The sequence below is a fragment of the Leisingera sp. JC11 genome (genome assembly GCF_040704725.1).
Taxonomy (GTDB): Bacteria; Pseudomonadota; Alphaproteobacteria; order Rhodobacterales; family Rhodobacteraceae; genus Leisingera.
In genome coordinates this window covers 183,187-206,562 of the sequence record NZ_JBFCVS010000001.1, presented here as the reverse complement: position 1 = coordinate 206,562, position 23,376 = coordinate 183,187, and the positions used below count along the sequence as shown (strand labels likewise).

The 23,376-nt window shown below is 61.9% G+C and carries 18 protein-coding genes; 14 read left to right on the top strand and 4 right to left on the bottom strand.

The window, feature by feature from the left end; translation table 11 throughout:
- Positions 1 to 108: 108 nt before the first annotated feature.
- The 4 genes from AB1A62_RS00985 to AB1A62_RS00970 are packed head-to-tail and all read left to right on the top strand — an operon-like array spanning position 109 to position 4,039.
- Positions 109 to 1,239: an ABC transporter ATP-binding protein gene (locus AB1A62_RS00985; protein ID WP_366659270.1), complete on the top strand. Its 1,131-nt coding sequence runs from the start codon at positions 109 to 111 to the stop codon at positions 1,237 to 1,239.
- The gene (locus AB1A62_RS00980; protein WP_366659269.1) at positions 1,239 to 2,168 is read left to right on the top strand and encodes an ABC transporter permease; all 930 of its coding nucleotides are present in this window, start codon (positions 1,239 to 1,241) and stop codon (positions 2,166 to 2,168) included. Before AB1A62_RS00985 ends, AB1A62_RS00980 begins: the two co-directional genes overlap by 1 nt.
- Positions 2,169 to 2,171: 3 nt before the next feature.
- A complete protein-coding gene (locus tag AB1A62_RS00975; RefSeq protein WP_366659267.1) occupies positions 2,172 to 2,981 on the top strand; it encodes an ABC transporter permease in 810 nt (269 codons plus the stop codon).
- A gap of 20 nt (positions 2,982 to 3,001) precedes the next feature.
- Positions 3,002 to 4,039 carry an extracellular solute-binding protein gene (locus AB1A62_RS00970; protein ID WP_366659265.1) on the top strand — a complete coding sequence of 346 codons (1,038 nt, stop codon included), beginning with the start codon at positions 3,002 to 3,004 and terminating at the stop codon, positions 4,037 to 4,039.
- 115 nt (positions 4,040 to 4,154) lie between these two features.
- On the opposite strand, the gene AB1A62_RS00965 is transcribed toward AB1A62_RS00970, so the two are convergent.
- Genes AB1A62_RS00965 through AB1A62_RS00950 form a run of 4 tightly spaced genes read right to left on the bottom strand, consistent with a single transcriptional unit; the run spans position 4,155 to position 7,756 of the window.
- Positions 4,155 to 5,393 carry an NnrS family protein gene (locus tag AB1A62_RS00965; protein ID WP_366659263.1) on the bottom strand — a complete coding sequence of 413 codons (1,239 nt, stop codon included), beginning with the start codon at positions 5,391 to 5,393 and terminating at the stop codon, positions 4,155 to 4,157.
- Positions 5,390 to 6,295, bottom strand: coding sequence for a U32 family peptidase (locus tag AB1A62_RS00960; protein ID WP_366659262.1), 906 nt, complete (start codon positions 6,293 to 6,295; stop codon positions 5,390 to 5,392). Before AB1A62_RS00960 ends, AB1A62_RS00965 begins: the two co-directional genes overlap by 4 nt.
- Before the next feature lie 4 nt (positions 6,296 to 6,299).
- The gene (locus AB1A62_RS00955; protein ID WP_366659466.1) at positions 6,300 to 7,277 is read right to left on the bottom strand and encodes a peptidase U32 family protein; all 978 of its coding nucleotides are present in this window, start codon (positions 7,275 to 7,277) and stop codon (positions 6,300 to 6,302) included.
- Positions 7,277 to 7,756: an SCP2 sterol-binding domain-containing protein gene (locus AB1A62_RS00950; RefSeq protein WP_366659261.1), complete on the bottom strand. Its 480-nt coding sequence runs from the start codon at positions 7,754 to 7,756 to the stop codon at positions 7,277 to 7,279. The genes AB1A62_RS00955 and AB1A62_RS00950 overlap by 1 nt, the downstream gene beginning before the upstream one ends.
- A gap of 199 nt (positions 7,757 to 7,955) precedes the next feature.
- Between AB1A62_RS00950 and AB1A62_RS00945 the strand changes: the two genes are divergently transcribed.
- The 10 genes from AB1A62_RS00945 to AB1A62_RS00900 all read left to right on the top strand — a co-directional run bounded on the left by AB1A62_RS00945 (position 7,956) and on the right by AB1A62_RS00900 (position 23,344).
- Positions 7,956 to 9,464: a UbiD family decarboxylase gene (locus tag AB1A62_RS00945; RefSeq protein WP_366659465.1), complete on the top strand. Its 1,509-nt coding sequence runs from the start codon at positions 7,956 to 7,958 to the stop codon at positions 9,462 to 9,464.
- A complete protein-coding gene (locus AB1A62_RS00940; protein ID WP_366659260.1) occupies positions 9,461 to 10,039 on the top strand; it encodes a UbiX family flavin prenyltransferase in 579 nt (192 codons plus the stop codon). Before AB1A62_RS00945 ends, AB1A62_RS00940 begins: the two co-directional genes overlap by 4 nt.
- Positions 10,040 to 10,313: 274 nt before the next feature.
- A complete protein-coding gene (locus AB1A62_RS00935) occupies positions 10,314 to 11,282 on the top strand; it encodes a carbon-nitrogen hydrolase family protein (RefSeq protein ID WP_366659259.1) in 969 nt (322 codons plus the stop codon).
- 77 nt (positions 11,283 to 11,359) lie between these two features.
- Positions 11,360 to 14,077 (top strand): ornithine decarboxylase, encoded by a 2,718-nt coding sequence (locus AB1A62_RS00930; protein WP_366659257.1) that lies wholly within the window; start codon positions 11,360 to 11,362, stop codon positions 14,075 to 14,077.
- 39 nt (positions 14,078 to 14,116) lie between these two features.
- Complete coding sequence (locus AB1A62_RS00925) at positions 14,117 to 15,568, top strand: biotin carboxylase (RefSeq protein ID WP_366659256.1); 1,452 nt, start codon at positions 14,117 to 14,119, stop codon at positions 15,566 to 15,568.
- Positions 15,569 to 15,573: 5 nt separating this feature from the next.
- Positions 15,574 to 16,566: a C45 family peptidase gene (locus AB1A62_RS00920; RefSeq protein WP_366659254.1), complete on the top strand. Its 993-nt coding sequence runs from the start codon at positions 15,574 to 15,576 to the stop codon at positions 16,564 to 16,566.
- Between the two features lie 158 nt (positions 16,567 to 16,724).
- Positions 16,725 to 18,299 (top strand): SGNH/GDSL hydrolase family protein, encoded by a 1,575-nt coding sequence (locus tag AB1A62_RS00915; RefSeq protein WP_366659252.1) that lies wholly within the window; start codon positions 16,725 to 16,727, stop codon positions 18,297 to 18,299.
- Positions 18,300 to 19,059: 760 nt separating this feature from the next.
- Complete coding sequence (locus AB1A62_RS00910) at positions 19,060 to 20,079, top strand: putative 2-aminoethylphosphonate ABC transporter substrate-binding protein (RefSeq protein WP_366659251.1); 1,020 nt, start codon at positions 19,060 to 19,062, stop codon at positions 20,077 to 20,079.
- A 137-nt stretch (positions 20,080 to 20,216) separates the two neighbouring features.
- Entirely contained in the window at positions 20,217 to 21,323 is a 1,107-nt protein-coding gene (locus tag AB1A62_RS00905) for a putative 2-aminoethylphosphonate ABC transporter ATP-binding protein (protein WP_366659249.1), read from the top strand.
- A 5-nt stretch (positions 21,324 to 21,328) separates the two neighbouring features.
- On the top strand, positions 21,329 to 23,344 hold the full coding sequence (locus tag AB1A62_RS00900; RefSeq protein ID WP_366659247.1) for a putative 2-aminoethylphosphonate ABC transporter permease subunit: 2,016 nt from the start codon (positions 21,329 to 21,331) through the stop codon (positions 23,342 to 23,344).
- Positions 23,345 to 23,376 lie beyond the last annotated feature (32 nt).

The following is a 23,376-nucleotide window of genomic DNA, read 5'->3' as shown; positions in this document are numbered from 1 at the left end:
CTTCTTGCGCTCTTGCTAAAGCGTTGCTTTGGCTTGTTTTTCAAAGATTAGGCAAAGACTAACATTTGCTGAGGGAGTCAATTCTTAAAGCAGCCCGGCTGCCTTCCTATGCTGGATCAAACGACACGCGGCAGAGGGGAGGCGCAAGTGCCCGGCAATAAGACAGATGCGATTGATGTGCGCAATGCGGTCAAACGCTATGGGGATTTCACCGCCCTCAAGCGCATTTCGCTAACCATCAAGGATAATGAGTTTTTCACCCTGCTGGGGCCCTCGGGCTGCGGCAAGACCACGCTTTTGCGGATGATCGCCGGGTTCGAGGATGTGACCGAAGGCGAGATCCTGCTGTTCGGTGACGAGATCGAAAGCCTGCCGCCGCACCAGCGCCCGGTGAACACCGTGTTCCAGAACTATGCGCTGTTCCCGCATATGACGATCCTGGACAACGTGGCCTTTGGCCTGGAGATGCGCGGCAAGTCCAAATCCGCCGCCCGCAAACGTGCGGGGGAGATGCTGGAGCTGGTCCAGCTGTCGCAATTCGCTGCCCGCAAGCCGTCCCAGCTCTCAGGCGGCCAGCAGCAGCGTGTGGCGCTGGCGCGTGCGCTGGCGCCACAGCCTAAAGTACTGCTTCTGGACGAGCCGCTGTCGGCGCTGGATCTGAAGCTGCGCAAGCAGATGCAATTGGAGCTGAAGCACCTGCAGCGCGAAACCGGGATCACCTTCATCTTCGTGACCCACGACCAGGAGGAAGCGCTGACCATGTCCGACCGCATCGCGGTGATGTCGGCGGGCGAGATGCAGCAGCTGGGCACCCCAACCGAAATCTATGAGCAGCCGCGCAACATGTTCGTGGCGGATTTCATCGGTGAAACCAACCTGTTGGAGGTGTCAGTCGACCAGGTGATGAACGGCCGCGCGGTCTGCCATCTGGGCGGCGGCCATGCGCTGACCTGCAACTCGGTGGACGGCATCGGCGCAGGCGCCAAGGTGCATATGTCGGTGCGGCCCGAGCGGCTGTTCATGTCCGACGTGCCGGTGGAGGCCGAGAGCCTCAAGGGCCGGGTGGCTGAGAACATCTTTGTCGGCACCGACATCAGCACGCTGGTCGATCTGGCCGAGGGGCCGCAGTTTATCGTGCGGACCTCCAATTCCGACCGCGGCAACAAGCGGATCTTTGAGCCGGGCAGCGAGATTTTCGTCAACATGGAGCTGGGGGCCGGGCGCCTCCTGATGGACTGATGGCAGCAGGCGCAGCAAGCGGCGGCTCAGCCCGCGCAGATACTTACAAGGACGCCCGCGGCTGGCTTCTGCTGCCGTCCTGGGCGGTGCTCGGCATCTTTGTGCTGGGTCCCGTCTGTATGATGCTGATCTATTCCTTCCTGACCAAGGAATTCCGCGGCGGGGTGATCTGGGAGTTCTCCCTGGCGGCTTATGATCAGTTCTTCTTTGACCGCGGGCTGTTCGGGGATGAGCCGCCCAGCATCGAGTGGACCTATATCACCATCTTCTGGCGCTCGATCTGGCAGGCCGGCGCGGCGACGCTGCTCAGCCTTCTGATCGGCTTCCCCACCGCCTATTTCATCGCCACGCGGCCCGAGAACGTGCGGCCCGTCTGGGTGTTCCTGATCACCATCCCCTATTGGGTGAACCTGCTGATCCGCACCGTCAGCATGAAGTTCCTGCTGCGCGATCAGGGGCCGTTGAATGATTTCCTGATCGGCACCGGGCTGATCGACACCCCCATTCACATCGTCAACACCAACTTTGCGGTGCAGCTGGGGCTGTTCTACTCCTACCTGCCGTTCATGGTGCTGCCGGTCTATGCCGCGGTGGAGCGCTACAACTTCTCGCTCAGCGAAGCTGCTGCGGATCTCTATGCCAGCAAATGGACCACTCTGCGCCGCATCGTGCTGCCCGCGGTGAAACCGGGCGTGGTGGCGGGCTGCATCCTGGTGTTCGTGCCGTCGATGGGCTCCTTCCTGGCACCGGATCTGCTGGGCGGCGCCAAGAACTTCATGATCGGCTCGCTGATCGAGGAGCAGTTCAAGGGCAACGCGGGCAACTGGCCCTTTGGCGCAGCGGCTTCGATGATCCTGCTGACCATGGTGCTGATCATCCTGATGTTCTCCGCCCGCCAGCAGGCCAAAGCAGACAAGGCAGGGGAATGAGCCATGGCGCATGTGAATGAAAATATCAAAGCCTACAAAGGCTTCCGCTCGGTCACCCTGTTGTGCCTGGTGGTGCTGTACGCTCCTCTGGTGATCGTCACCATCTACAGCTTCAACGCCTCCGCTTCGATCACCAACTGGGAAGGGCTCTCGTTCCGCTGGTACGCCGATGTCTTCACCGGGCCGGAAAGCGCCAAGTTCAAGACCGCAGCCTTCAACAGCTTCACCATCGCCATCATGGCGGCGACCGCCAGCACGATGATTGCTACCTTGGCAGCCACTGCCATGGTGCGCGGCGGCCAGTTCAAGATGCGCACCGTGTCCTTTGGCCTGATCAGCCTGCCGCTGATGGTGCCGGAGATCGTGACCGCGGTGGCCACGCTGATCTTCTTCAATGCCATCGGCTTCACCCGCGGCTACCTGACCATCCTGGTCGCCCATATCGCCTTCTGCATCCCCTTCGCCTATCTGCCGATCTCGGCCCGGATGCAGGGGATCGAGGACAGTTTCGAGCAGGCGGCGATGGACCTTTACGCCACCCGACGGCAGGCCTTCACCAAGATCCTGATGCCGCTGATGGCGCCGGGCATCATCTCCGGCTTTCTCCTGGCCTTCATCGTCTCGCTTGACGACTTCATCATCACCAACTTCGTCAAGGGCGCGGGCGTCGAGACCCTGCCCACCGCGATCTTCGGTTCGGTCAAGCAGGGCATCAAACCCAACATCATGGCGATCTCGACCATGCTGCTGAGCGTCTCGATCGTGATGGTCACCATCAGCTACTTCGTCAGCAAATCCGACAGCACAAAATGATCCAACCTGGAGGGAAACACATGAAAAACCTGCTGAAATCCAGCGCCGCCGCACTTGCTCTGAGTGTCGCTGCCAATGCCGCCGCCGCCGAGGGCAAACTGGTCCTCTACCATTGGTTCGAATACATGCCGCAGGAGGTCCTGGACAAGTTCACGGCTGAGACCGGCATCGAAGTGACCATGGACACCTACGATTCCAATGAGTCCATGCTGGCGACGCTGAAGGCCGGCGGCATGGGCACCTATGACCTGGCAGTGCCCGGCGATTACATGGTCAGCATCATGGCGGGCGAGGGCCTGCTGGACACCATTGCAGACGGTGAGCTGGCAAACAAAGGCAACATCGCTCCGGAATGGTCCGACCCCAGTTTTGACCCGGGCCGGGTGTCCTCGATCCCTTATCAGTGGGGCTCTACCTCTTTTGCTGTGAACCGTGACGCCTACAGCGGCGACATCCAGACCACCGACATCCTGTTTGCCCCCCCTTCGGAACTGTCGGGCAAGATCAACATGCTGGACAGCCAGGGCGAAGTGATGGCGATGGCCTCGCTGCACCTGGGTATCCCGCAGTGCTCCACCGACCGCGAGCAGCTGAAGGCGCTGAACGCCATGCTGCAGGACGCCAAGCAGCACTGGGCATCCTTCAATTCCGACACCGCCAAGGAGGTGCTGGTGTCGGGCGATGCTGCGGTGGGGCAGATCTATGACGGCTTTGCCGCCAAGGCCCGCGAGGAAGGCGCCAATGTGGAATATGCCTATCCGACCCAGGGTTATGTCGCCTGGATGGACAATGTGGTGCTGCTGAAGGACGCGCCCAACCGCGGCAACGCGCTGAAGTTCATGGACTTCCTGCTGGAACCGGAAAATATCGCCGCGGTTACTAACTACGCGCAGTACAACGCCGGTGTGACCGGGGTTGCGGAATTTCTGGACCCGGCGCTGGCCGCACAGCCGGAAAAGAACCCCCATGCCAATGCGGGTGACGGCGTGTTCATTGAGGTCTGCGATCAGCAGACACAGGCGGTCTATGACCAGATCTGGACCAACTTGAAGAAATAACACCTCCCCTGATGGCCCCTCTGGGCCAGCCTGCCCCGGCGCTTGCCGCCGGGGCTTTTTTGCAGTGCGTGATCGCTTCTGTGCTGTCGCCGCTGATAGGGCGGGAGGCCTTCGGTCAACTTTTCTGCACTGCCGGGGGCTGTGCTTCAGGAGGATACACGCGCCGTCCGCTCAGAACCGGGCGGGGAGGCGAGCCGGTGAGTGCCGGCAGGAAGCCGGTGATGAAGACGAGCCAGCCAGCGGACCAGAGCAGGGCCGCCGCCGAAGTCAATTCTTCCGAAATTGCCGGAAAGAGCGGCACCGCCAGACGGACCCAGGCCGTCGCCCCGTTCAAAAGCACCCCGGTGGTCAAGGCGGGCCGGGCACGCATGATCCCGTCGCTGCAATGGGCGCCGGCCCGCCCCGCGATGGCCATGATCAGCCCGGACATGGCACCAATCGTGATGGCATGAAGGGCCGAGGAGACCGGATAGTCCCAAAGGCCCAGCCCCGCGACGCCGATCATCAATGCGCCAACAGGCAGCCATAGAAAGGCGAGGTGCAGCGCGGCCAGCAGAGGGTTGGAGAGGACCGCCGCAGTTTTCCAGCCCAGCATGGACCAGACAATCAGAACGGCAGCCGCAACAAGAACGGCATCCGCGGCATGGGCAGCCCCGGCCAGTTTCAACGCCAGCGCCAGGGCCAGCACCCCCTGTGCCGCTCCGCGTATCCGCGGGCGCTCTCTGACTTTGAGACCCCGCTGGCCCTTCTGTGCCAACCAGTTGCGGGTGAATGCAGGCACGGCCCGCGCACCGACGCTGAACAGAAGCAGGGTGAGGCCGCTCAAGATCGTCTGTGCAATGGCCAGGCAGGCCCAAACATCTCCTGTCGCGGCATTTGCCAGGAAAACGGCTTCTCCCAAACCCAGGGCAAAGACGGCCGCGGCGAATCCCAGTTTGCGGCAGGCCCGTGCCGCAATCAGCTCGTGCAGCAGATACCCGGCAAGGCCAAGAAAATACGCGATGTTCAGCAGCAAAGGAACCGCCAGCGGCAGCGCCGCGGACATCGCAGTAGCGGCGCGGGCCAGCAGCCAGATCGTAACCAGTGCCTTCAGGCCTGCGCCGCAGAGCGGCGGGCGCGCTGTCCAGCCCGGCATCGCCGTCAGCAGGTAACCGCCGATGGCAGCCGGCGCAAAGCCGAAAAGCAACTCGTGCACGTGCCACAAAACTGCGGGTTCCAAGCCCGGGTCCGGCATCCCCAGGCGGACGCCCAGCGGCCACCAGGCGACAGTCAACAGGGCGCTAAGAAACGCCAAGAGGAACAGCGGCCTGTACGGGGCATCCCAGAAGGCGCTGAAGTCCTGGCGGCGGATCACGGCGTTGCTGGATCCGCGGACCAGGACACGCCGCTTGGCCCGGTCAGAAACCCGTCGCTCAGGCGGGTTTGCGGGAACGTCTCCTGCACATCCGCGGCAATGGAACCGGGGGGCAGAGCGCCATTCACCCGGTCGCGGTAAACCTGGCACAGCCGGATGAAACCCTGGGATTGCGGCGACAGGCGCAGGGCGGATACCCCGGCTTCTGCCAGTGCCTCAATCTGGTAGTCGGCGCAGGCATAGCTGTGCGACAGGGTCTGAACCCCGTTCATCGCCATGAAGGGCTGATCCTCCAGCGTCCGCACCTCCAGCCCGTCCGGGTCATCCTCACAGGCGAACTGGCAGTTGTCCTTGGTCCGCTTGTGCAGCCGGGCATGATAGCAGCGCCCCGAGATCGCCAGCGGCAGACGCCCGTGGCCCCAGACCTCGATAGCAACACCCAGCTCCTTGCCTGCGCGTGTGAGTGTCTCGACCGACGCCAGCGGCAGCTCCGGCGGCAGGCAGACACGCGTCGCCCCCAGCGATGCCAGCCAGGCCAACGTGCCCTCGTTATAGACATTGACCATTGGCCCGACGTGAAAGCCCATGCCCTCGGGCAGATGCGCCAGCGCTGTCAGGTCGTTGATTTCAACCGTCACCCCCATCGCCGCAAGGTCCGCCGTCAGCTTGCGCTCGCGTTTGAGCGTGACAAGGGCAAGGCTTGTCAGCACCGCTTCCTTGCCCGCTTCCGCCAGCAAGGCCAGCGCCTCGGGGATGCGGTCCTGGTAGAAGGGCAGGCGTTTGGAGCAAACCAGTTCCCCCAGAACAACGCGGTCAACAGGGGCCTCGGTCAAAGCGCCGTAAAACGCGCTCCAGCTTTCGGCCGGCCAGAAGAATTGGTTCGGCCCGACGGTCAGTTCCATTCCGTTATCTCCAGGTTTTCTTGTAGGCGCCTGTGGTCATCGCCTGACCTTCCGACAGCCGCGCCAGCATGCCGTGCGGCAGCGGCTTGCCTGCTTCCAGCGCATCAACCGCAGCGCGGAAGTTGCGCACGACCTGCGCCACGTAGGACTTCGAGCGTTGACGCCCCTCGATTTTAAGCGCGGTGACACCGGCCTTTTGCAGCTGCGGGATTAGCTGCTCCGCATTGAGGCTGACAGGGTCTTCGAACAGGTGGCCGGTCTGGCTGCCGGCGGAGAAACACCCTTTGCACAGGGTCGGGTAGGGCGCGGGCTCGTCCTTGGCCACGCGGTGGATGGTAAACCCGCCCAGCTTTGCATCCAGCGCGCCGTCGTCGTCCCGGTAATCCACATGGCTGGCCGGTGAGCAGACGCCGTTCATGTTGGGCGACAGCCCCGTTGCATAGGACGAGAGCGAACAGCGCCCCTCGGCCATGACGCACAGTCCGCCAAAGACGAAGACTTCGGTTTCCACTTCCGTTTCTGCATTGATGGCCGCGATTTCCGGCACCGACAGAACCCGCGGCAGCACCACCCGTTTCACACCGAATGTGCCGGCATAGAAATTGATGATGTCGGCATTGGCGGCCGCGGCCTGGACCGAAAGGTGCAGGCGCAGGCCGGGGTGGCTGCGCGCCGCGTAGTTCAGCAAGCCGGGGTCCGCCAGGATCACGGCATCCGCACCGGACTGCGCGGCGTCGTCAATGGCGCGGTGCCAGAGCGACTGATCGCCTGCGCGGGGGAAGGTGTTGATCGCCACCAGCACCTTGGCGCAGTGACCGTGGGCAAAACCCACCCCTTCGCGCATTTCCGCGCGGTCAAAGTTGAGGCCCGGGAAATTGCGGGCGTTGGTCTCGTCGTTGAAGCCGCAATAGACCGTGTGCGCCCCGGCCTTGACGGCGGCACGCAGGGCCGCGGGAGTTCCTGCGGGGCAGACGATTTCCATCACCATGCCGCTTCCTCCTCCGGCCGGGCGAGCGAAACACCCGTGCGTTGCTCGGCGAAGGCTACGGCCCGTAACAGAAAGCGGGCGAACGGCCCGGACATCGCGGCGATCTCCTGCGACAGATCCAGTTCGGCATCGTCCACCGCGTTGCGCAGCGCCAGCGCCGCGGCAGTTTCGCCTTCGATCACCAGGTCCCGGGAGAAGAACAGCGCATCCCCGTCATAGGCCCCATGGACCAGCCCTAAGAGCGCAGCAAGGGGGCCGGAAATCCGGGCGTCGCCGTCACCACTGCCACGCAGGGCGCGGACCTTCGGCTGGCCGCCATTGGGTTCAAGGCAAAGAACAATGGGCAGATCGGCAGGATCCAGGACAAACCGCTTGCGGCCGTGCTCGCCCAGGCGGCGGAACAGGCCCGGGTGACGCTTGGCAATCCGCCGGGAACAGGCCGTGAGAGAAAGCGATACGGGAACAAGGGGCACGACACGCAGCAACCGCGCAAGGGCCGCCGGGCAAATTGGGATCTGTGGCTGGGCGTGTGGCAAAAATTAATCCTTTCCCGCCGGTGGCTTCATCTGCAGCGGGTGTATGGCCCCGCACGCGGCCGGAGTTTGACGGCGGACAAATTCGCGGCCGGAAACTTTGCTAGGGATCGGCGGAAATCAGCACTGGAGCGGTCCCATTCGTACTCTTCCGCCATATCCCAGCCTCCGCCATTTCCTGGATTGGTGTGCGTCTAAAGGGCAGTTTCAGAGGATTTCCGATCCGGTTTCCGTGCGCCATCAGATGACGGCGGTGCACCGCACCGTGCTGGAAGCCGACGGTCCGGTGATGCAATTCGACCGCCCGGGTCTGGACGGTGGCCAGGTCTCGGGCATCCCGGTCGTGGTGAACCTGTTCGGGACTGCTGAGCGCGTGGCGGCCGGGCTTGGGGTCGCACAGGACGGCCTGGATGATCTGGGTAGTTTTCTGGCGGCGCTCAGATCACCGGCGCCGCCGGACGGCCTGCGCGATGCCTTGTCCCGCTGGCCCATGCTCAAGGCGGCGCTGGCCACCCGTCCGAAGCGGGTGAAAACCGCGCCGGTTCAGGCCATCACCCGCGAGGGGCCGGATGCCAGCCTGGAGACACTGCCGGTGCAGACCCATTGGCCCGGTGACGCCGGGCCGCTGATCACCTGGCCCGTTGTGATCACCCGCCCGCATGGCAGCGCGCCGGAAGAAGTCAACAGCTACAATGCGGGGGTCTACCGGACCCAGGTTCTGGACCGCTCGCGGCTGATCATGCGCTGGCTGCCGCACCGCGGCGGCGCTGCGCATCACCGCAGCTGGGCCGGGCAGGGGGAGCCGATGCCGGTGGCCGTGGTTCTGGGAGCGGACCCCGCCACGCTGCTGTCTGCTGCACTGCCCTTGCCCGAGATCGTGTCGGAGCTGACCTTTGCCGGTGCCCTCAGCGGCGCACGCCCGCGTCTGGTGCCCTGCAAAACCATCCCGCTGATGGTGCCCGCCGACGCCGAGATCGTGCTGGAGGGGTGGGTATCGGCATCAGATACCGCACCCGAAGGCCCCTTTGGCGACCATACGGGCTATTACAACCAGGCAGAGCCCTTTCCCGTCATGCAGGTGAGCGCGGTGACCCGTCGCGAGAACCCTCTATACTTGTCTACCTATACCGGCCGGCCGCCGGATGAGCCCGCCATCATCGGCGAGGTCTTCAACCGGCTTGCCCTGCCGACAGTGCGGGCGCAGATCCCGGAGATCCGCGACCTGTGGCTGCCGCCTGCCGCCTGTTCCTACCGCATCGCCATTGTAAGTATCGACAAACGCTACCCCGGACAGGCGCGCCGGGTGATGATGGCGTTGTGGGGGATGCTGCCGCAGTTCAGCTATACCAAGATGATGATCGCTGTGGACGCCGATGTTGACCCGCGGAACTGGGATGACATCGCCTGGGTGCTGGCCACCCGCATGGACCCGTCCCGCGATGTCATGATGCTGGAGAATACCCCGATGGATTACCTGGATTTCGCCTCGCCCCAGCCGGGGCTGGCAGGCAAGATCGGCATCGACGCCACAACGAAAATCGGCAGCGAGACGGCCCGCGAATGGGGGCAGGTTATGCAGGCGGATGCAAAAGATCAGGCCTTTGCAGCGGATATTGTGTCCCGGCTGATGCCGGAGCTGACGGCATGAGCAAACATCGGGTTGTGCTGGGGGTCTCGGGCGCCTCCGGGGCCGTTCTCAGCCTGGCGGCCGCACGGTATCTGCTGCGGCTGGGGGCCGAAATCGATTTGGTCACCAGCGCCGCTGCGGAGCGGACCTTGGCCCAGGAATGCGGGCCGGATGCCGTGGAAACCCTGAGAAGCATGGCGGCGCGCTGCCATCCTGTGCACGACATCGGAGCCGCCATCGCCTCTGGCTCGGTGCCGGTGTCGGGGATGATTGTAGCACCGTGTTCCATGCGTTCCTTGGCTGCCATCGCACATGGGTTTGACGACAACCTTCTGACGCGTGCAGCGGGTGTGCAGCTGAAGGAGCGCAGGCGTCTGGTCCTGCTGGCCCGCGAAACACCGCTGACACTGGCGCACCTTCGGAATATGGCAGCCGTGACCGAAATGGGAGCCATCGTGATGCCGCCGGTTCCGGCTTTCTACCTGGCGCATGAAACCCTGGACGAAGCCGCCGCCCAAGTCGCCGCCCGGGCAGTTGACCTGATGGCGCTGTCCCCCCCATGCGCGCAGCCCTGGTCGCCATCGGACAGCAGCTGATCACAGGACCGGCGGCTGAAGAGCCTGAACCGTTAGGCTATTGCGCGGTACTGATGGGAGGCCGCCGCCGCGGGCGGGCTGTGCTTGAAGCCATGTCCGTCAGCCCCGGACCTGCAATGCGAAATGGATTGTTCCAGGGCTGAAGCAATTGCCTTACCCGAGGTTCTCCTGCCCGGAAAGCTGCAAGGGGCGTCAGGATTGTGGATACGCTCTAGCCAAGGCCGCGAACCGCTCATAAACTGGTTTGAACTAAAAACTTGGAGTTTCTCCCCCTATGACACCTTTCGCAATTGCTGGTGTTCAAATGCACGTTGGCGCTTTGCACTCGAATGTTGAAGCAATGCGCCACCGGATTGAAATACTGATGGCCCGTTTCCCCTGGACGCAGATGGTGCTGTTTTCCGAATTGGCTCCCTACGGCCCGCTGGACCGCTTCGCGCAGCCGTTCCCAAACGATGCTATTCAGCAGTTCCAGGAGGACGCCCGCAGGTTTGGCATCTGGCTGATCCCCGGATCCATGTTCGAAAAGACAGAGGACGGGCGGATCCTGAACACCTCCGTGGTGATCAACCCGCAAGGCGAGATCGTCGCCAAATACTCCAAGATGTTCCCGTTCCGGCCGTATGAGGCAGGAATTTCGGCGGGCACCGAGTTTTGCGTGTTCGACGTGCCGGGGGTGGGCCGTTTCGGCCTGTCGATCTGCTATGACATCTGGTTCCCGGAAACCACCCGACAGCTGACCAGCCAGGGCGTCGAGGTGCTGCTGCATCCGGTGCTGACCGGCACCACCGACCGCGATGCAGAGATTGCGATTGCCCGTGCGACGGCGGCGCAGTTCCAGTGCTATGTTTTCGACGTCAACGGGCTGGGCGCGGGCGGCGTCGGCCGGTCGCTGGTCGTCGATCCCTCGGCCACAGTGCTGCACCAGTCCGCGGGCCAAGAGGACATGTTCCCGATCGAGATCGACCTGGACCAGGTCCGGCGGCAGCGTGAAACCGGCCTCAAGGGGCTGGGCCAGGTGCTGAAAAGCTTCCGCGACCGCGAGGCCGAGTTCACTGTTTACGACCGCAACAGCGGCGCGGATGCCTACCTCAAGACACTGGGGCCGCTGGAAACGCCGGGGCAGGGGTCGCCGCGCGGATTGCAAACCGCCGATCCCAGAAGCTCGCTGGAGAATTTGGAACAGACTCTTTATCCGCCGCATCATTTCTCCGTTTTTGAAGGGAAAACGGGATCAGATTAACCGGACTGGACGGCGGCACCGGTCCTGACGCGACAGAAAGGAGGCAGGTTTTGAACTTGCACTCGCGGAAGAAGAAGTTGCCGTCGATCAGGGATTACTACAGCGCAACGCAGCTTCGCGCCGACAGGTGGAGCGCGTTGCGGGAGGCCGCCGAAGGCCTTGCACGGCATCGCCGGGAAGGGCGACAGAGCCAGAAGCTGATGGCCACCGCGGAACATCTGCTGGAGGTTCTGGCCCCCGTCGAAAGATACTGGGCCTTTCCGGGGATACATGCGTTCGAGCACCTGCGCAGGCTTTTGCAGAACGGCAATGCCGACGATCTGTCGGTGTCTGTCCGGCGGATCGCCCGCGCGCTGACCTCCGGCGCCTACCGCCGCCGGTCGATCCCGTTGTCCTCCGATGAAATCGACAACGAGGATTACGAGGACGAAGCCTCCCTTGCGCCCGAGGCGCGGGCGCTGGGCCGACCTTACTTTGAAGTATTGATTGTTGATGACGTTTCAGAATCCCAGGAACGCTTCCTGCGGCAGAACCTCTTGCGGATGCGCCGGGTCGAAGACCCGTTCATCTATGAGCCGGTGATTGTGCCCTCGCTGGAGGATGCGCTGATCGGCATCCTGTTCAATTACAACGTGCAGGCCGTGGTGGTCCGCCCGGGGCTGTCGCTGAAGTCCCGGATCGACCTGCCCATCCTCAGCCAGTATTTGACCCGCGTCAGCGAAGAGGAGCATGTCGACGCGATCGAGCCGCATGAATACGGCCCGGAGACCTGCCGTCTGATCGAAAAGATCCGTCCGGAACTGGATGCCTATCTTGTCACGGATCGCTCGGCTGAGGATATCGCCGGGCTGGACCTGGGGCGCTGCCGCCGGGTGTTTTACAATCAGGAGGATTTCCAGGAACTCCACCTCAACATCCTGCGCGGGGTGGACCGGCGCTACAAATCGCCGTTCTTCACTGCGCTCAAGGAATATTCAAAACAGCCCACAGGCGTGTTCCACGCCATGCCGATCAGCCGCGGCAAGTCGATCAGCCGCTCGCATTGGATCCAGGACATGGGGGCATTCTATGGCTCCAATATCTTCCTGGCTGAGACATCCGCCACTTCCGGCGGGCTCGACAGCCTGCTGGAGCCGCGCGGCCCGATCAAGGAAGCCCAGGACATGGCGGCGCGGGCATTCGGCGCCAAGCACACGTTCTTTGCCACCAACGGCACCTCGACCTGCAACAAGATCGTGGTGCAGTCGGTGGTCCGGCCCGGCGACATCGTGCTGGTGGACCGCGACTGCCACAAGTCGCACCACTACGGGATGGTGCTGGCGGGGGCCAGCGTGGCCTATATGGACAGCTATCCGCTGCATGAGCATTCGATGTACGGGGCGGTGCCGCTCAGGGAAATCAAGCACACCCTCCTGCGGCTCAAGGCGGCAGGCAAGCTGGACCGCGTCAGAATGGTCTTGCTGACCAACTGCACCTTTGACGGCATCGTCTACAATGTCCGGCGGGTGATGGAGGAATGCCTGGCAATCAAGAAGGACCTGATCTTCCTGTGGGACGAGGCCTGGTTCGGATTTGCGCGGTTTGACCCGACTTACCGCCAGCGCACTGCCATGGGCGTTGCCAACACGCTCAGGGAGACGCTGCGCAGCGAAGAGACGGCGGAAGCCTGGAAGGCGCAGCAGGAAGCGCTGAAGGACGCGGATGAGGAGACCTGGCTGAACACCCGGCTGGTGCCGCCGCCGGATGCGCGGGTGCGGGCGTATGCCACCCAGTCCACCCACAAGACGCTGACTTCGCTGCGCCAGGGGTCGATGATCCACGTCAACGACCAGGACTTCAAGGGCGAGGTCGAACAGGCCTTTCACGAGGCCTATATGACCCATACCTCGACGTCGCCGAATTACCAGATCATTGCCTCACTGGATGTCGGCCGCAGGCAGGTGGAGCTGGAAGGGTTCGAATTCGTCCAGAAACAGATTGAAACCGCGATGTCGATCCGCCGCGCCGTTTCCGACAATCCGCTGCTCAACAAATACTTCCGGGTGCTGACCGCCGGCGACATGATTCCCGAAGCCTTCCGCGAAAGCGGGGTCGAGGCCTATTATGATCCGGATCACGGTTGGGCCGACACCTGGAACATGTGGAGCCAGGATGAGTTCGTGCTGGACCCGACCCGTGTCACCCTGGCTGTGGGCGGCACCGGTTGGGACGGCGATACCTTCAAGACCAAGATCCTGATGGACAAATACGGGATCCAGATCAACAAGACCTCCCGCAACACCGTTCTGTTCATGACCAATATCGGCACCACGCGGTCCTCGGTCGCCTATCTGATCGAGGTGCTGGTCGAGATCGCAAATGATCTGGATGATCTGCTGGACGATGCCTCCAAGATGGAGCGGCGGTCGTTTGAAAACCGGGTGTCAGCCCTGGTGGAGCATGTCCCGCCGCTGCCCGATTTCAGCCGCTTCCACGATGCCTTCCGCCATGGCACTGACACGCCGGAAGGGGATATCCGAACCGCCTTCTTCCTCGCCTATAACGAGGACAATTGCGACTATATCCCGACTGATGACAGCCTGATGGAACGCCTGGAAGCGGGGGAGGAACTGGTGTCATCCAGTTTCATCATCCCCTATCCGCCCGGTTTTCCGATCCTGGTGCCGGGGCAGGTCATCAGCCCGGAAATCCTGTCGTTCATGCGGGCGCTCGATGTCAGTGAAATCCATGGATACCGCGCCGACCTCGGGCTGCGGGTGTTCACCAAGGAGGCCTTGAAGTCCGTCAAAAAATAAAAGTCCGAAGAACAATTTGAAATATCAGGGAGACGATACATGCCGAAGAAAGTTCTGAACAACATTTCGGAGATCCGCCGCTATTTTCACACCAATTCGGACCCGATCTATTTTGTCTCAGCGACGAACTTCAACCTTCTTGGGCTTGACGAATGGGTGAAGAATTTCAAGTACATATGTTACATGGACTGTTTTGACGGGCGGCATCCCAACGTACTGGTTCCGTCCGAACTGCCGCATGATGAGTTCCAATCCATCGAGGACATCAACAACTACCTTCTGCAGCACAAGGAGGTGATCGACTACGTCAAGGCACGCGGCGGCAAGCCCAAGTTCGTGTTTTTGATGTTCGACGAGAAGACCGAAAAGCTGGCCAAGGAACTGGGCGGCGAGGTCTGGTTCCCCAAGGCGAAGCTGCGCACCAAGATGGACAACAAGATCGAGACCGTGCGCGTCGGCAACAAGGCCGGCGTGCCCTCGGTGCCTAATACGCTGTCCAAAGTCGAGAGCTACGATCACCTCAAGAAGGTCTGCAAGAAGGCGGACCTGGGGGACGACCTAGTGCTGCAAAGCGCCTTCGGGGATTCAGGCCACACCACGTTCTTCATCAAGACCGAGGCCGACTTCCGCAAGCACGAGCATGAGATCGTCGGCCAGGGCGAAATCAAGATCATGAAGCGGATCGACTGCCGCGGCTCCGCGATCGAGGCCTGCTGCACATCCGAGGGCACCATCGTCGGCCCGTTGATGACAGAGCTTGTCGGCTTCAAGGAACTGACCCCCTACCGCGGCGGCTGGTGCGGCAACGAGATCTTCTCGACTGCCTTTCCGCCGAAAACCCGCGAGAAGGCGCGCGAGCTGACCTTCAAGTTCGGTGAGCAGCTGCGCAAGGAAGGCTACCGCGGCTATTTCGAGCTGGATTTCCTGATCGACAAGAAGACCGGCGACATCTGGCTGGGCGAATTGAACCCGCGGATCACCGGGGCGTCCTCGATGACCAATCACGCGGCCTTTGCCCATGCCGATGCGCCGCTGTTCCTGTTCCATTTGCTGGAGTTCTCGAAAAAGCCGTTCAAGCTGAATGTCGGGGAGTTGAACGCGCGCTGGGCGGACCCGGACATGATCGACTCCTGGTCGCAGATGGTGATCAAGCACACAGAGGATACCGTAGACATCGTGACCAAAGCCCCGGAATCCGGCATCTACAGGATGCTGCCGGACGGCCAGGTTGTGTTTGACCGCTTCGACTACCACCGCCGCGCGGTGGAAAGCGAGGATGAGGCGTTCTTCCTGCGCATTTCCAATGCGGGCGATTACCGTTACGAAGGCGCTGATCTGGGCATTCTTGTCACCCGCGGCCGGTCGATGACCAAGGGGTTCCAGCTGACAGAGAAGTCGAAACGCTGGATCGACGGCATCAAGAACGCTTATTCCGCGCGGCCGCTGCCGTCAGCACAGGCCTTTGAGGATCCGGCGTTCAAGATTATGTAGGCTGCATGAAACTGACTTTCCGCGCCGTCGAGGAAACAGAGCCTGGGCAGCAATTGTCCGGGCTCTTTTCCGAATACCGTGCCGCCTATCTGAACTGGTGGGCGGGAGAGGGGCTGTCGGGCCGCCCGACCTATGCGGAGTGCCGCCGGGCGCTGAATGCGTATATGCCTGAGATATTGGGTATTTATGACCAGTTGTGCGCCGCGGCCGGCGGCGGGGATATGGAATCCCGGTTCCTGAGCTTCTACTGCCCGCCGCGCTATCTGGCCGGGTGCAGCCAGGCCATCTGGCAGGGCAAGGAGCCGCTGCTGGTGCGCAACTATGACTACAACCCTTCGGCCTTTGACGCGGTGTTCCTGAAATCCGGCTGGGGCGGGCGGCAGGTGATGGGCAGCACCGACGGGCTGTTCGGCCTGCTGGACGGAATGAATGATGCCGGGCTCACGGTGTCGCTCACTTTCGGCGGGCGCCGTGCGATGGGCGACGGCTTTGGTGTGCCTCTGATCCTCAGGTATATTCTGCAGACCTGCTCCGCACTGGAGGAGGCGGAAGACGTGCTGCGCCGTGTGCCCTGCCATATGAGCTATAACGTGACGGTGCTGGACCGCGCGCGGAATTTCTTCACCGCTTACCTTGCGCCGGACCGGCCCACGGTCATCACCCGGGCGGCGGTGGCCACCAACCATCAGGAGCGCGTCGAATGGACCAGCCACGCCCGGCTCACGGCCTCGGTGGAGCGGGAACGGTTCCTGCTGCAACGGTTGACACTGCACCCGGAAACCAAGGACAAATTCACCAGCGCCTTTCTCAAGCCGCCGCTCTACTCCCTGGCCTTCGACCGGGGGTTCGGCACGCTCTACACGGCGGCCTATCACCCGTGCGACCAGTCGGTTGAACTGCTGTGGCCGGGACGGGTGTGGCACAAGTACCTGAACCGGTTCGAGACAGGCCGCCTTGGTGTCGATTACCCCGATTTTCAGAGCCAGCCGTTGCCCTAGCAGCCTGAGCGGCCGGCAGTCCTTGCCTTGCTGCTGAAGGGCTCCATATTCAGCAGTGGCGCGCACGCTGAACATGCTGCAGGGCACTGGGTTGAAAGTGCTGCGCCTCGTCTTCTTTCGATCCAGATATTCGGGTGCTGAGGTGCCCGGAGGGGGCAATGATGACACCATTCTCGCGGGTTTACTATTTTGGCGACAGCCTGACCGACGAAGGCAATGCAGTGGACCTTCTGGCGTCGGTCATAGAGCCATTCATCCTGCTGGATCTGATCGCGGGTTTCGGCGGTTTCCCATCGTCAAGCGACCTGGACCGTCTGAGGGCCGAAGCCAAAGTTGTCGCCCGGCAGACCATCATAGACAGTTTTTCCGAGGTTGGCCCGGAAGGTGCAGTAACCAACGCGCTGACACATGCCAGCTACGCCGCCGCCCTCGGCGGGTTTGAGGTTGTGAACTATGCGGTGGCAACGGCGACAGCCTTGGGCGACGGCCTTCTGGAAGACCTGATTGACCTCGAAGCCCAGGTCGCAGATTTTGCCGAGGATTCCGCGGGCGGTGTTCCGGCGGATTCGGCTGCGTTCTTTTTCATAGGGGGAAATGACTTCATTGACCTGCTGGGAACCGTTCAGGAACAGCAGATCACGACCCAGGCCGATTTCCTGGCCCTTGCAACGCCGGTCATCGAGGGGCTGATCGCGCAGATCGTCTCCGCCGCCCGTACTGCCATTGCGGCCGGGGTCGGCACGGTGTTTCTCGCCACCCAGCCTGCGGACGGGTTCTATCCGGAATTCGATACACTCTCCCCGGTTCAGGCAGGCTTTGCAGATCTTTTGGTCGACACTTTCAACGGCAGGATCGCGGAAAGCATTGCAGCCCTCGGCGCCGAGGGGATCGACGCCAGGTCCGTCGACCTGTTTGCGGTGTCACAGGCGATAACGGAGGATCCTGCGGGGTTTGGCCTTCTCGCAGACCGGGCGGATTATCTGATCGATGGAAGCGCGTTCGACAGCGACCAGGTTTTGGCCTGGGATTCCATCCACCCGGCCGAAACGCCGCACCAGGTCTGGGGCGCCTACGCCGAATTCGTAATGGGCGGCGGCAGGACATCGCTGTTGGATGGCGGCTCCACGCTCCTGCGCGAAGGGGCGGCATCTGATGCCATCTTTGCGCTTGGCGGCGATGACACCATCAATGCTGGCGGCGGTGCTGACGTTGTGATCGGCGGCAGCGGCAATGACAGCATGCAGGGCGCACGGGGCGACGATGTTCTCTTCGGCGGCAGCGGCAATGACACCGTGCACGGCGGCCGGGACACCGACATCATCAGCGGCGGTGATGGTGCAGATTTATTGCGCGGCGCGGCTGGCAACGACGTGATCGCGGACGGGCGCGGCGATGATCTGGTGTTCGGCGGGTCGGGCGACGACACCTTTGTTTTCACTGAAAACGCGCTCATCGGCGGCGGCGGGCCGTCAAACGACATCTTCCGCGGCGGGAAGGGAAACGACACACTGTATCTTGTTCTGGATGATGCCAGCTATGCCGCCTTCGAGGCCGGCAATGTGGATGGTGTTTTGAGTGACCTTGGTGTCACCGTATTCGGCGTGGAGTTCATTCACGCCATTGCCGGCCGCGGCAGCATCGCTTCAGCGTTTGACAGCTTCGACTGGTTCCTTCCCGCCGACTACTGGGGGGCCGTTTCCGCGCCGTCAACCGGAGAGGCGCTGCTTTTCTGAACGCCGGACGGGGTCGATCAGCCGCACACGGCAAGATCAGTAGCTCAAATTACATTTTGCGTGTTACGCACTCCGAATGGCTCCAGGCGTTGAGGGATGAGCCAGACTCCAGCACTGCTTCCGTGGCCGCTTTTTCCGGTTTTTGTATTGGCTCGGGGCGGTTTGCAATTACCGCACGGAGACAATCACGCATAGCATTTGCCAGCTGAAGCAAGTGGGTTGCCGCCAGGTTCGTTGCCTAGGCCCCCCCCCTTAAACTTCTAAGTTCGCAGCACTCGTGACCGGACGGCGTGCCTGTTCGTTCATTTGCCAGTTTCTTGAGGCGAAGTTCCTTTTGATCACCCGTCCAGAAACCTCAATCCGACTTCGGCTCAAGCGTAAGCTATCTTTGAACTTGCAGCGAGATTGTGGGTTTTTGTTGACATGACTCAAAATGTACAACACTTTCCCTCATGCGATGCGTAAAGTGCACAAAATCACACATGTGGTTGTGGCAATGCTTTTGAAACTTAAGATCGAAAGTGCTTCAAGGTCTGGCCGGACGATGCGTGACGCCAGCATTGACTTCGGAACCTCTTGATCGGCCAGTTCAGACATTCCGCAGCAGGCAAGTGTATAGGCCTGACCTATGATGTGATGGGTATTATCAATTTTTGTTGATGGGCAAACCTGTCAAACTGCCAGTCATAGGAAAGCGTAAGACCAAAAAAGCCCCGTCAGAGGGTGACTAACAAACACAATCAACCAACAGAGGAAATCCATGAAACTGAAAGCGTCATTTTTAACTGCCCTGGCCTTTTCCATGACAGCTGCCAGCGCGGCATTGGCTGAAACGGAGCTGACCGTCTACACGGCCGTTGAGGCCGAAGACCTTGCGCGCTACGCAGAAACTTTCAATCAGAGCCACCCGGACATCAAGATCAACTGGGTGCGGGACTCGACAGGGATCATCACTGCCAAGCTGCTGGCGGAACGCGACAATCCGCAGGCGGATGTGGTCTGGGGGCTGGCGGCAACTTCGCTGCTGCTGCTGAAGTCGGAAGGGATGCTCGAATCTTATGCTCCCGCTGGTGTTGACCAGCTGGATCCGAAATTCGTCGATGGCGACAGCCCGCCCAGCTGGGTCGGCATGGACGCCTGGGTGGCGTCGGTCTGCTACAACACGGTTGAAGCAGAGAAACTGGGCCTGACGCCGCCTTCGACCTGGAAGGACCTGACCGACCCCCAGTATGCAGGCCATGTGATCATGCCGAACCCGAACTCCTCCGGCACCGGCTTCCTAGATGTCTCCAGCTGGCTGCAGATGTTCGGCGAGGAGGAGGGCTGGAAGTTCATGGATGCGCTGCATGAAAACATCGCGCGCTACACCCATTCCGGCTCCAAGCCCTGCAAGCTGGCCGCCGCCGGGGAAATCCCGATCGGCATTTCCTTTGCTTTCCGCGGCGCCAAGTCCAAAGCCGCGGGCGCGCCGCTGGAGATCATCGTGCCGTCCGAAGGCGTCGGCTGGGACATGGAGGCAACTGCCATCGTGGCCGGCACGGCAAACCTTGAGGCCGCGCAGACGCTTGTTGATTTCACCGTGACCAAGGAAGCCAACGAGATGTACAACACTGGCTATGCAGTCGTGGCCTATCCAGGGGTTGCCAAGCCGGTGGAGCATTTCCCCGAAGGCCTGCTGGACGCGATGATCGACAACGACTTTGAGTTCGCCGCCAACAACCGCGCCGCCATCCTGAAGGAATGGCAGGCCCGCTACGACGGCAAGTCGGAAGCGAAATAAGCCTGCAGGGGCGGAGGGGCAGCCCTTCGCCCTTTTGCCTTCCTGTATCACATTGCCCCATGCCCAGAGCCATGCCGCCTGCTGACAACAGCCAGGGCACGGCGCCGGCATATGCAAGGACCGACGACGTGCTTCAAATGACCCCGCCCACAGAAACCTACCTGACCATCCGCGACCTCTGGAAAGCCTTTGGCAGCTTCATCGCGCTGAAGGATATTTCCCTGGACGTGAAGGAAGGCGAATTCATCTGCTTCCTCGGGCCCTCGGGCTGCGGCAAGACCACTCTGCTGCGCGCGATTGCGGGCTTGGACCTGCAAACCAAGGGCACGGTGACCCAGGGCAGCCAGGATGTCTCCAACCTGCCGCCGTCAGAGCGCGACTTCGGCATTGTGTTTCAGTCCTACGCGCTGTTCCCGAACCTCACGATAGAAAAGAACATCGCCTTCGGCCTGGAAAATGCGGGCCGCAGTAAGCAGGAAATCAATGCGCGCGTCGCAGAACTGCTGGAACTGGTCGGGCTGCCCGATCAGGGCCGCAAATACCCGGCGCAGCTGTCCGGCGGCCAGCAGCAGCGGATTGCCCTGGCGCGCGCCATCGCCACCAACCCTGGCCTTCTGTTACTGGATGAGCCGCTGTCGGCCCTGGACGCCAAGGTGCGGGTCCACCTACGCCACGAGATCAAGGAGCTGCAGCGCAAGCTGGGCGTCACCACCATCATGGTGACCCATGACCAGGAGGAGGCGCTGGCCATGGCCGACCGCATCGTGGTGATGAACCACGGCGTGATTGAGCAAGTCGGCTCCCCGACCGAAATCTACCGCGAGCCCGCCAACCTGTTCGTGGCCGACTTCATCGGAGAGATGAACCAGATCAGCTCTTCCGTTGCCAAGGGCGGCCGTCTGGCAGTGGGGGAAAAGACCTTTGCCTGCCTGCCGCATGAATTTACCGACGGCACCCCGGTCATTGCCGCCATCAGGCCCGAGGACGTGATCCCGCATGAGGCCGGCTACCTGGAAAGCAGCGGCAACCGCAACTGCATCGACGTCCAGTTGGCGGAAATGGAATTCCTCGGCTCCTTCTGGCGCTGCCGCCTGACTAATGACCGTTTCGGCGGCAAGGAACTGATTGCCGACTTCTCCATCAACGCGGTGCGGCGCCTGGATCTGGAGGCCGGCTGCCAGATGGAAATCGAACTGCCTGACAACCGCCTGATGGCCTTTGCAAAAGCCGGGCAGGGGGCGTGACGCAGATGACTGAAACCACTCAATCCATCATGCCGGCAGGACCGGTGATCAAGGGCAAGCTCAGCCGCGACGACATCATCATGCGCGGCAGCATGATCATCATCGCGCTTTACCTGGTCGTGTCGCTGGTTTTCCCGCTCTATGCGATGCTGTCGAAATCCTTCTCCACCTACCGGGTGGAGCTGTCGCAGTATGAATTTCAGGTCAGCGACGAGGCGGGCCAGTTCGACGGCATCATCCTGACCGGCGCGGACCTGAACGCAACCAGCGGCACCTTTGCCGATGCCGACCTGTCCACCGGCGCCGACGGGCGGCTGCCGGTCACCGGCTTCTTCCCGGACTTCAGCTTCCGCAGCCCGGTGATGTACCAGATCCGCAATACCACCGGCACAGGCCGCTTCCTGATCGGCTCCAACCTGCAGACCGGCACCGAATGGGTCACGCTCGACTCCAACACGTTCCGCCGGGTGCAGCTGCGCCCCGTGCAGGCGCAGGGGCTGGACAACTTCGTCTCCTACTTCTCGACGCCTGCGCTGTTCAACTCGATCAAGAACTCGCTGTGGATCGCGGTCCTCAGTACCGTTGTCACCGTCTCGCTTGCCTTCTGGTTCGCCTACGCGCTGAACCGCAGCTGCATGAAATACAAGGGGGTGTTCCGGCTGATCGCCATGGCGCCGATCCTGGTGCCGTCGCTGCTGCCCGGTATCGCGCTGGTCTACCTGTTCGGCAACCAGGGAATGATCAAGGAGCTCTTGTTCGGCGCCAGCATTTACGGCCCCATCGGCATCGTGATCGGCTCGGTCTTCTTCACTTTCCCGCATGCCTTCATCATCATCTCAACCGCGCTGGCGATCTCTGACGCGCGCCTCTACGAAGCCGCCGCCAGCTTGCGCTCCACTCCCTGGCGCACCTTCTGGACCGTCACCGTGCCCGGCGCACGCTATGGCCTGATCTCGGCGGCCTTCGTGGTCTTCAACCTGGTGATCACCGATTTTGGCCTGCCCAAGGTGATCGGCGGCCAGTTCAACGTGCTGGCGGTGGACATCTACAAGCAGGTGATCGGCCAGCAGAACTTTGAAATGGGCGCGGTGGTCTCGGTGGTGCTGGTGATCCCGGCAATCCTCGCCTTTGCCATCGACAGAATGGTGCAGTCCAAGCAGGTGGCGCTGCTGTCGGCACGCTCGGTGCCTTATGAGCCGCAGCCGAACAAGAAGATGGACCGTATCTTCTTTGCCTATTGCACCCTGATCGGCATCTTCATCGCCGGGCTGCTGGTAGTCTGCCAGTTTGCGGCGCTGATCAAGTTCTGGCCTTACGACCTGAGCCTCAGCCTCAACAACTACCAGTTCGACAGGATGGATGGCGGTGGCTGGGGATCCTATGTGAACTCGATCAAGCTGGCGCTGATGACGGCTGTGGCTGGCACCGCGGTTGTGTTTTTCGGCGCCTATCTGGTGGAGAAGTCCAAGGGCTTCCGCACCGGGCGCGCCATCTTCCAGATGTTTGCGATGCTGCCGATGGCAATCCCCGGCATGGTGCTGGGGCTGGCGTATATCTTCTTTTTCAACAACCCCGCCAATCCGCTCAATGCGATCTACGGCACCATGGCGATCCTGGTGGTCTGCACCGTCACCCACTTCTACACGGTGTCGCATCTGACGGCTGTGACTGCATTGAAGCAGATGGACCGGGAGTTTGAATCCGTTGCCGCCTCGCTCAAGCAACCCACGATGAAGCTGTTTGCCCGCGTCACGGTGCCGGTCTGCCTGCCCGCGGTGCTGGACATCTCGATCTACCTGTTTGTCAACGCAATGACGACGGTGTCGGCGGTGGTGTTCCTCTATTCGCCCAAGACCACGCTGGCGTCGATTGCGGTGCTGAACATGGATGACGCAGGCGATATCGCCCCGGCAGCGGCGATGGGGATGATGATCTTCTACACTAACGCGCTGGCGCGGATCATCCACCTGCTGGCCTCCCGCGGCATCCTGCGCCGCACCCAGGCCTGGCGCAGCCGCTAACCGCGGTTTCCGCCGGGCAGCCTGAAGAGGCC

Excerpts from the sequence above, each read along its gene's own strand:
- AB1A62_RS00980 (WP_366659269.1), top strand. The coding sequence starts at position 1,239 with ATGGCAGCAGGCGCAGCAAGCGGCGGCTCAGCCCGCGCAGATACTTAC.
- AB1A62_RS00905 (WP_366659249.1), top strand. The coding sequence starts at position 20,217 with ATGACCCCGCCCACAGAAACCTACCTGACCATCCGCGACCTCTGGAAA.
- AB1A62_RS00955 (WP_366659466.1), bottom strand. The coding sequence starts at position 7,277 with ATGGAAATCGTCTGCCCCGCAGGAACTCCCGCGGCCCTGCGTGCCGCC.
- AB1A62_RS00970 (WP_366659265.1), top strand. The coding sequence starts at position 3,002 with ATGAAAAACCTGCTGAAATCCAGCGCCGCCGCACTTGCTCTGAGTGTC.
- AB1A62_RS00920 (WP_366659254.1), top strand. The coding sequence starts at position 15,574 with ATGAAACTGACTTTCCGCGCCGTCGAGGAAACAGAGCCTGGGCAGCAA.
- AB1A62_RS00910 (WP_366659251.1), top strand. The coding sequence starts at position 19,060 with ATGAAACTGAAAGCGTCATTTTTAACTGCCCTGGCCTTTTCCATGACA.
- AB1A62_RS00900 (WP_366659247.1), top strand. The coding sequence starts at position 21,329 with ATGACTGAAACCACTCAATCCATCATGCCGGCAGGACCGGTGATCAAG.
- AB1A62_RS00925 (WP_366659256.1), top strand. The coding sequence starts at position 14,117 with ATGCCGAAGAAAGTTCTGAACAACATTTCGGAGATCCGCCGCTATTTT.
- AB1A62_RS00985 (WP_366659270.1), top strand. The coding sequence starts at position 109 with ATGCTGGATCAAACGACACGCGGCAGAGGGGAGGCGCAAGTGCCCGGC.
- AB1A62_RS00975 (WP_366659267.1), top strand. The coding sequence starts at position 2,172 with ATGGCGCATGTGAATGAAAATATCAAAGCCTACAAAGGCTTCCGCTCG.
- AB1A62_RS00940 (WP_366659260.1), top strand. The coding sequence starts at position 9,461 with ATGAGCAAACATCGGGTTGTGCTGGGGGTCTCGGGCGCCTCCGGGGCC.
- AB1A62_RS00935 (WP_366659259.1), top strand. The coding sequence starts at position 10,314 with ATGACACCTTTCGCAATTGCTGGTGTTCAAATGCACGTTGGCGCTTTG.
- AB1A62_RS00960 (WP_366659262.1), bottom strand. The coding sequence starts at position 6,295 with ATGGAACTGACCGTCGGGCCGAACCAATTCTTCTGGCCGGCCGAAAGC.
- AB1A62_RS00915 (WP_366659252.1), top strand. The coding sequence starts at position 16,725 with ATGATGACACCATTCTCGCGGGTTTACTATTTTGGCGACAGCCTGACC.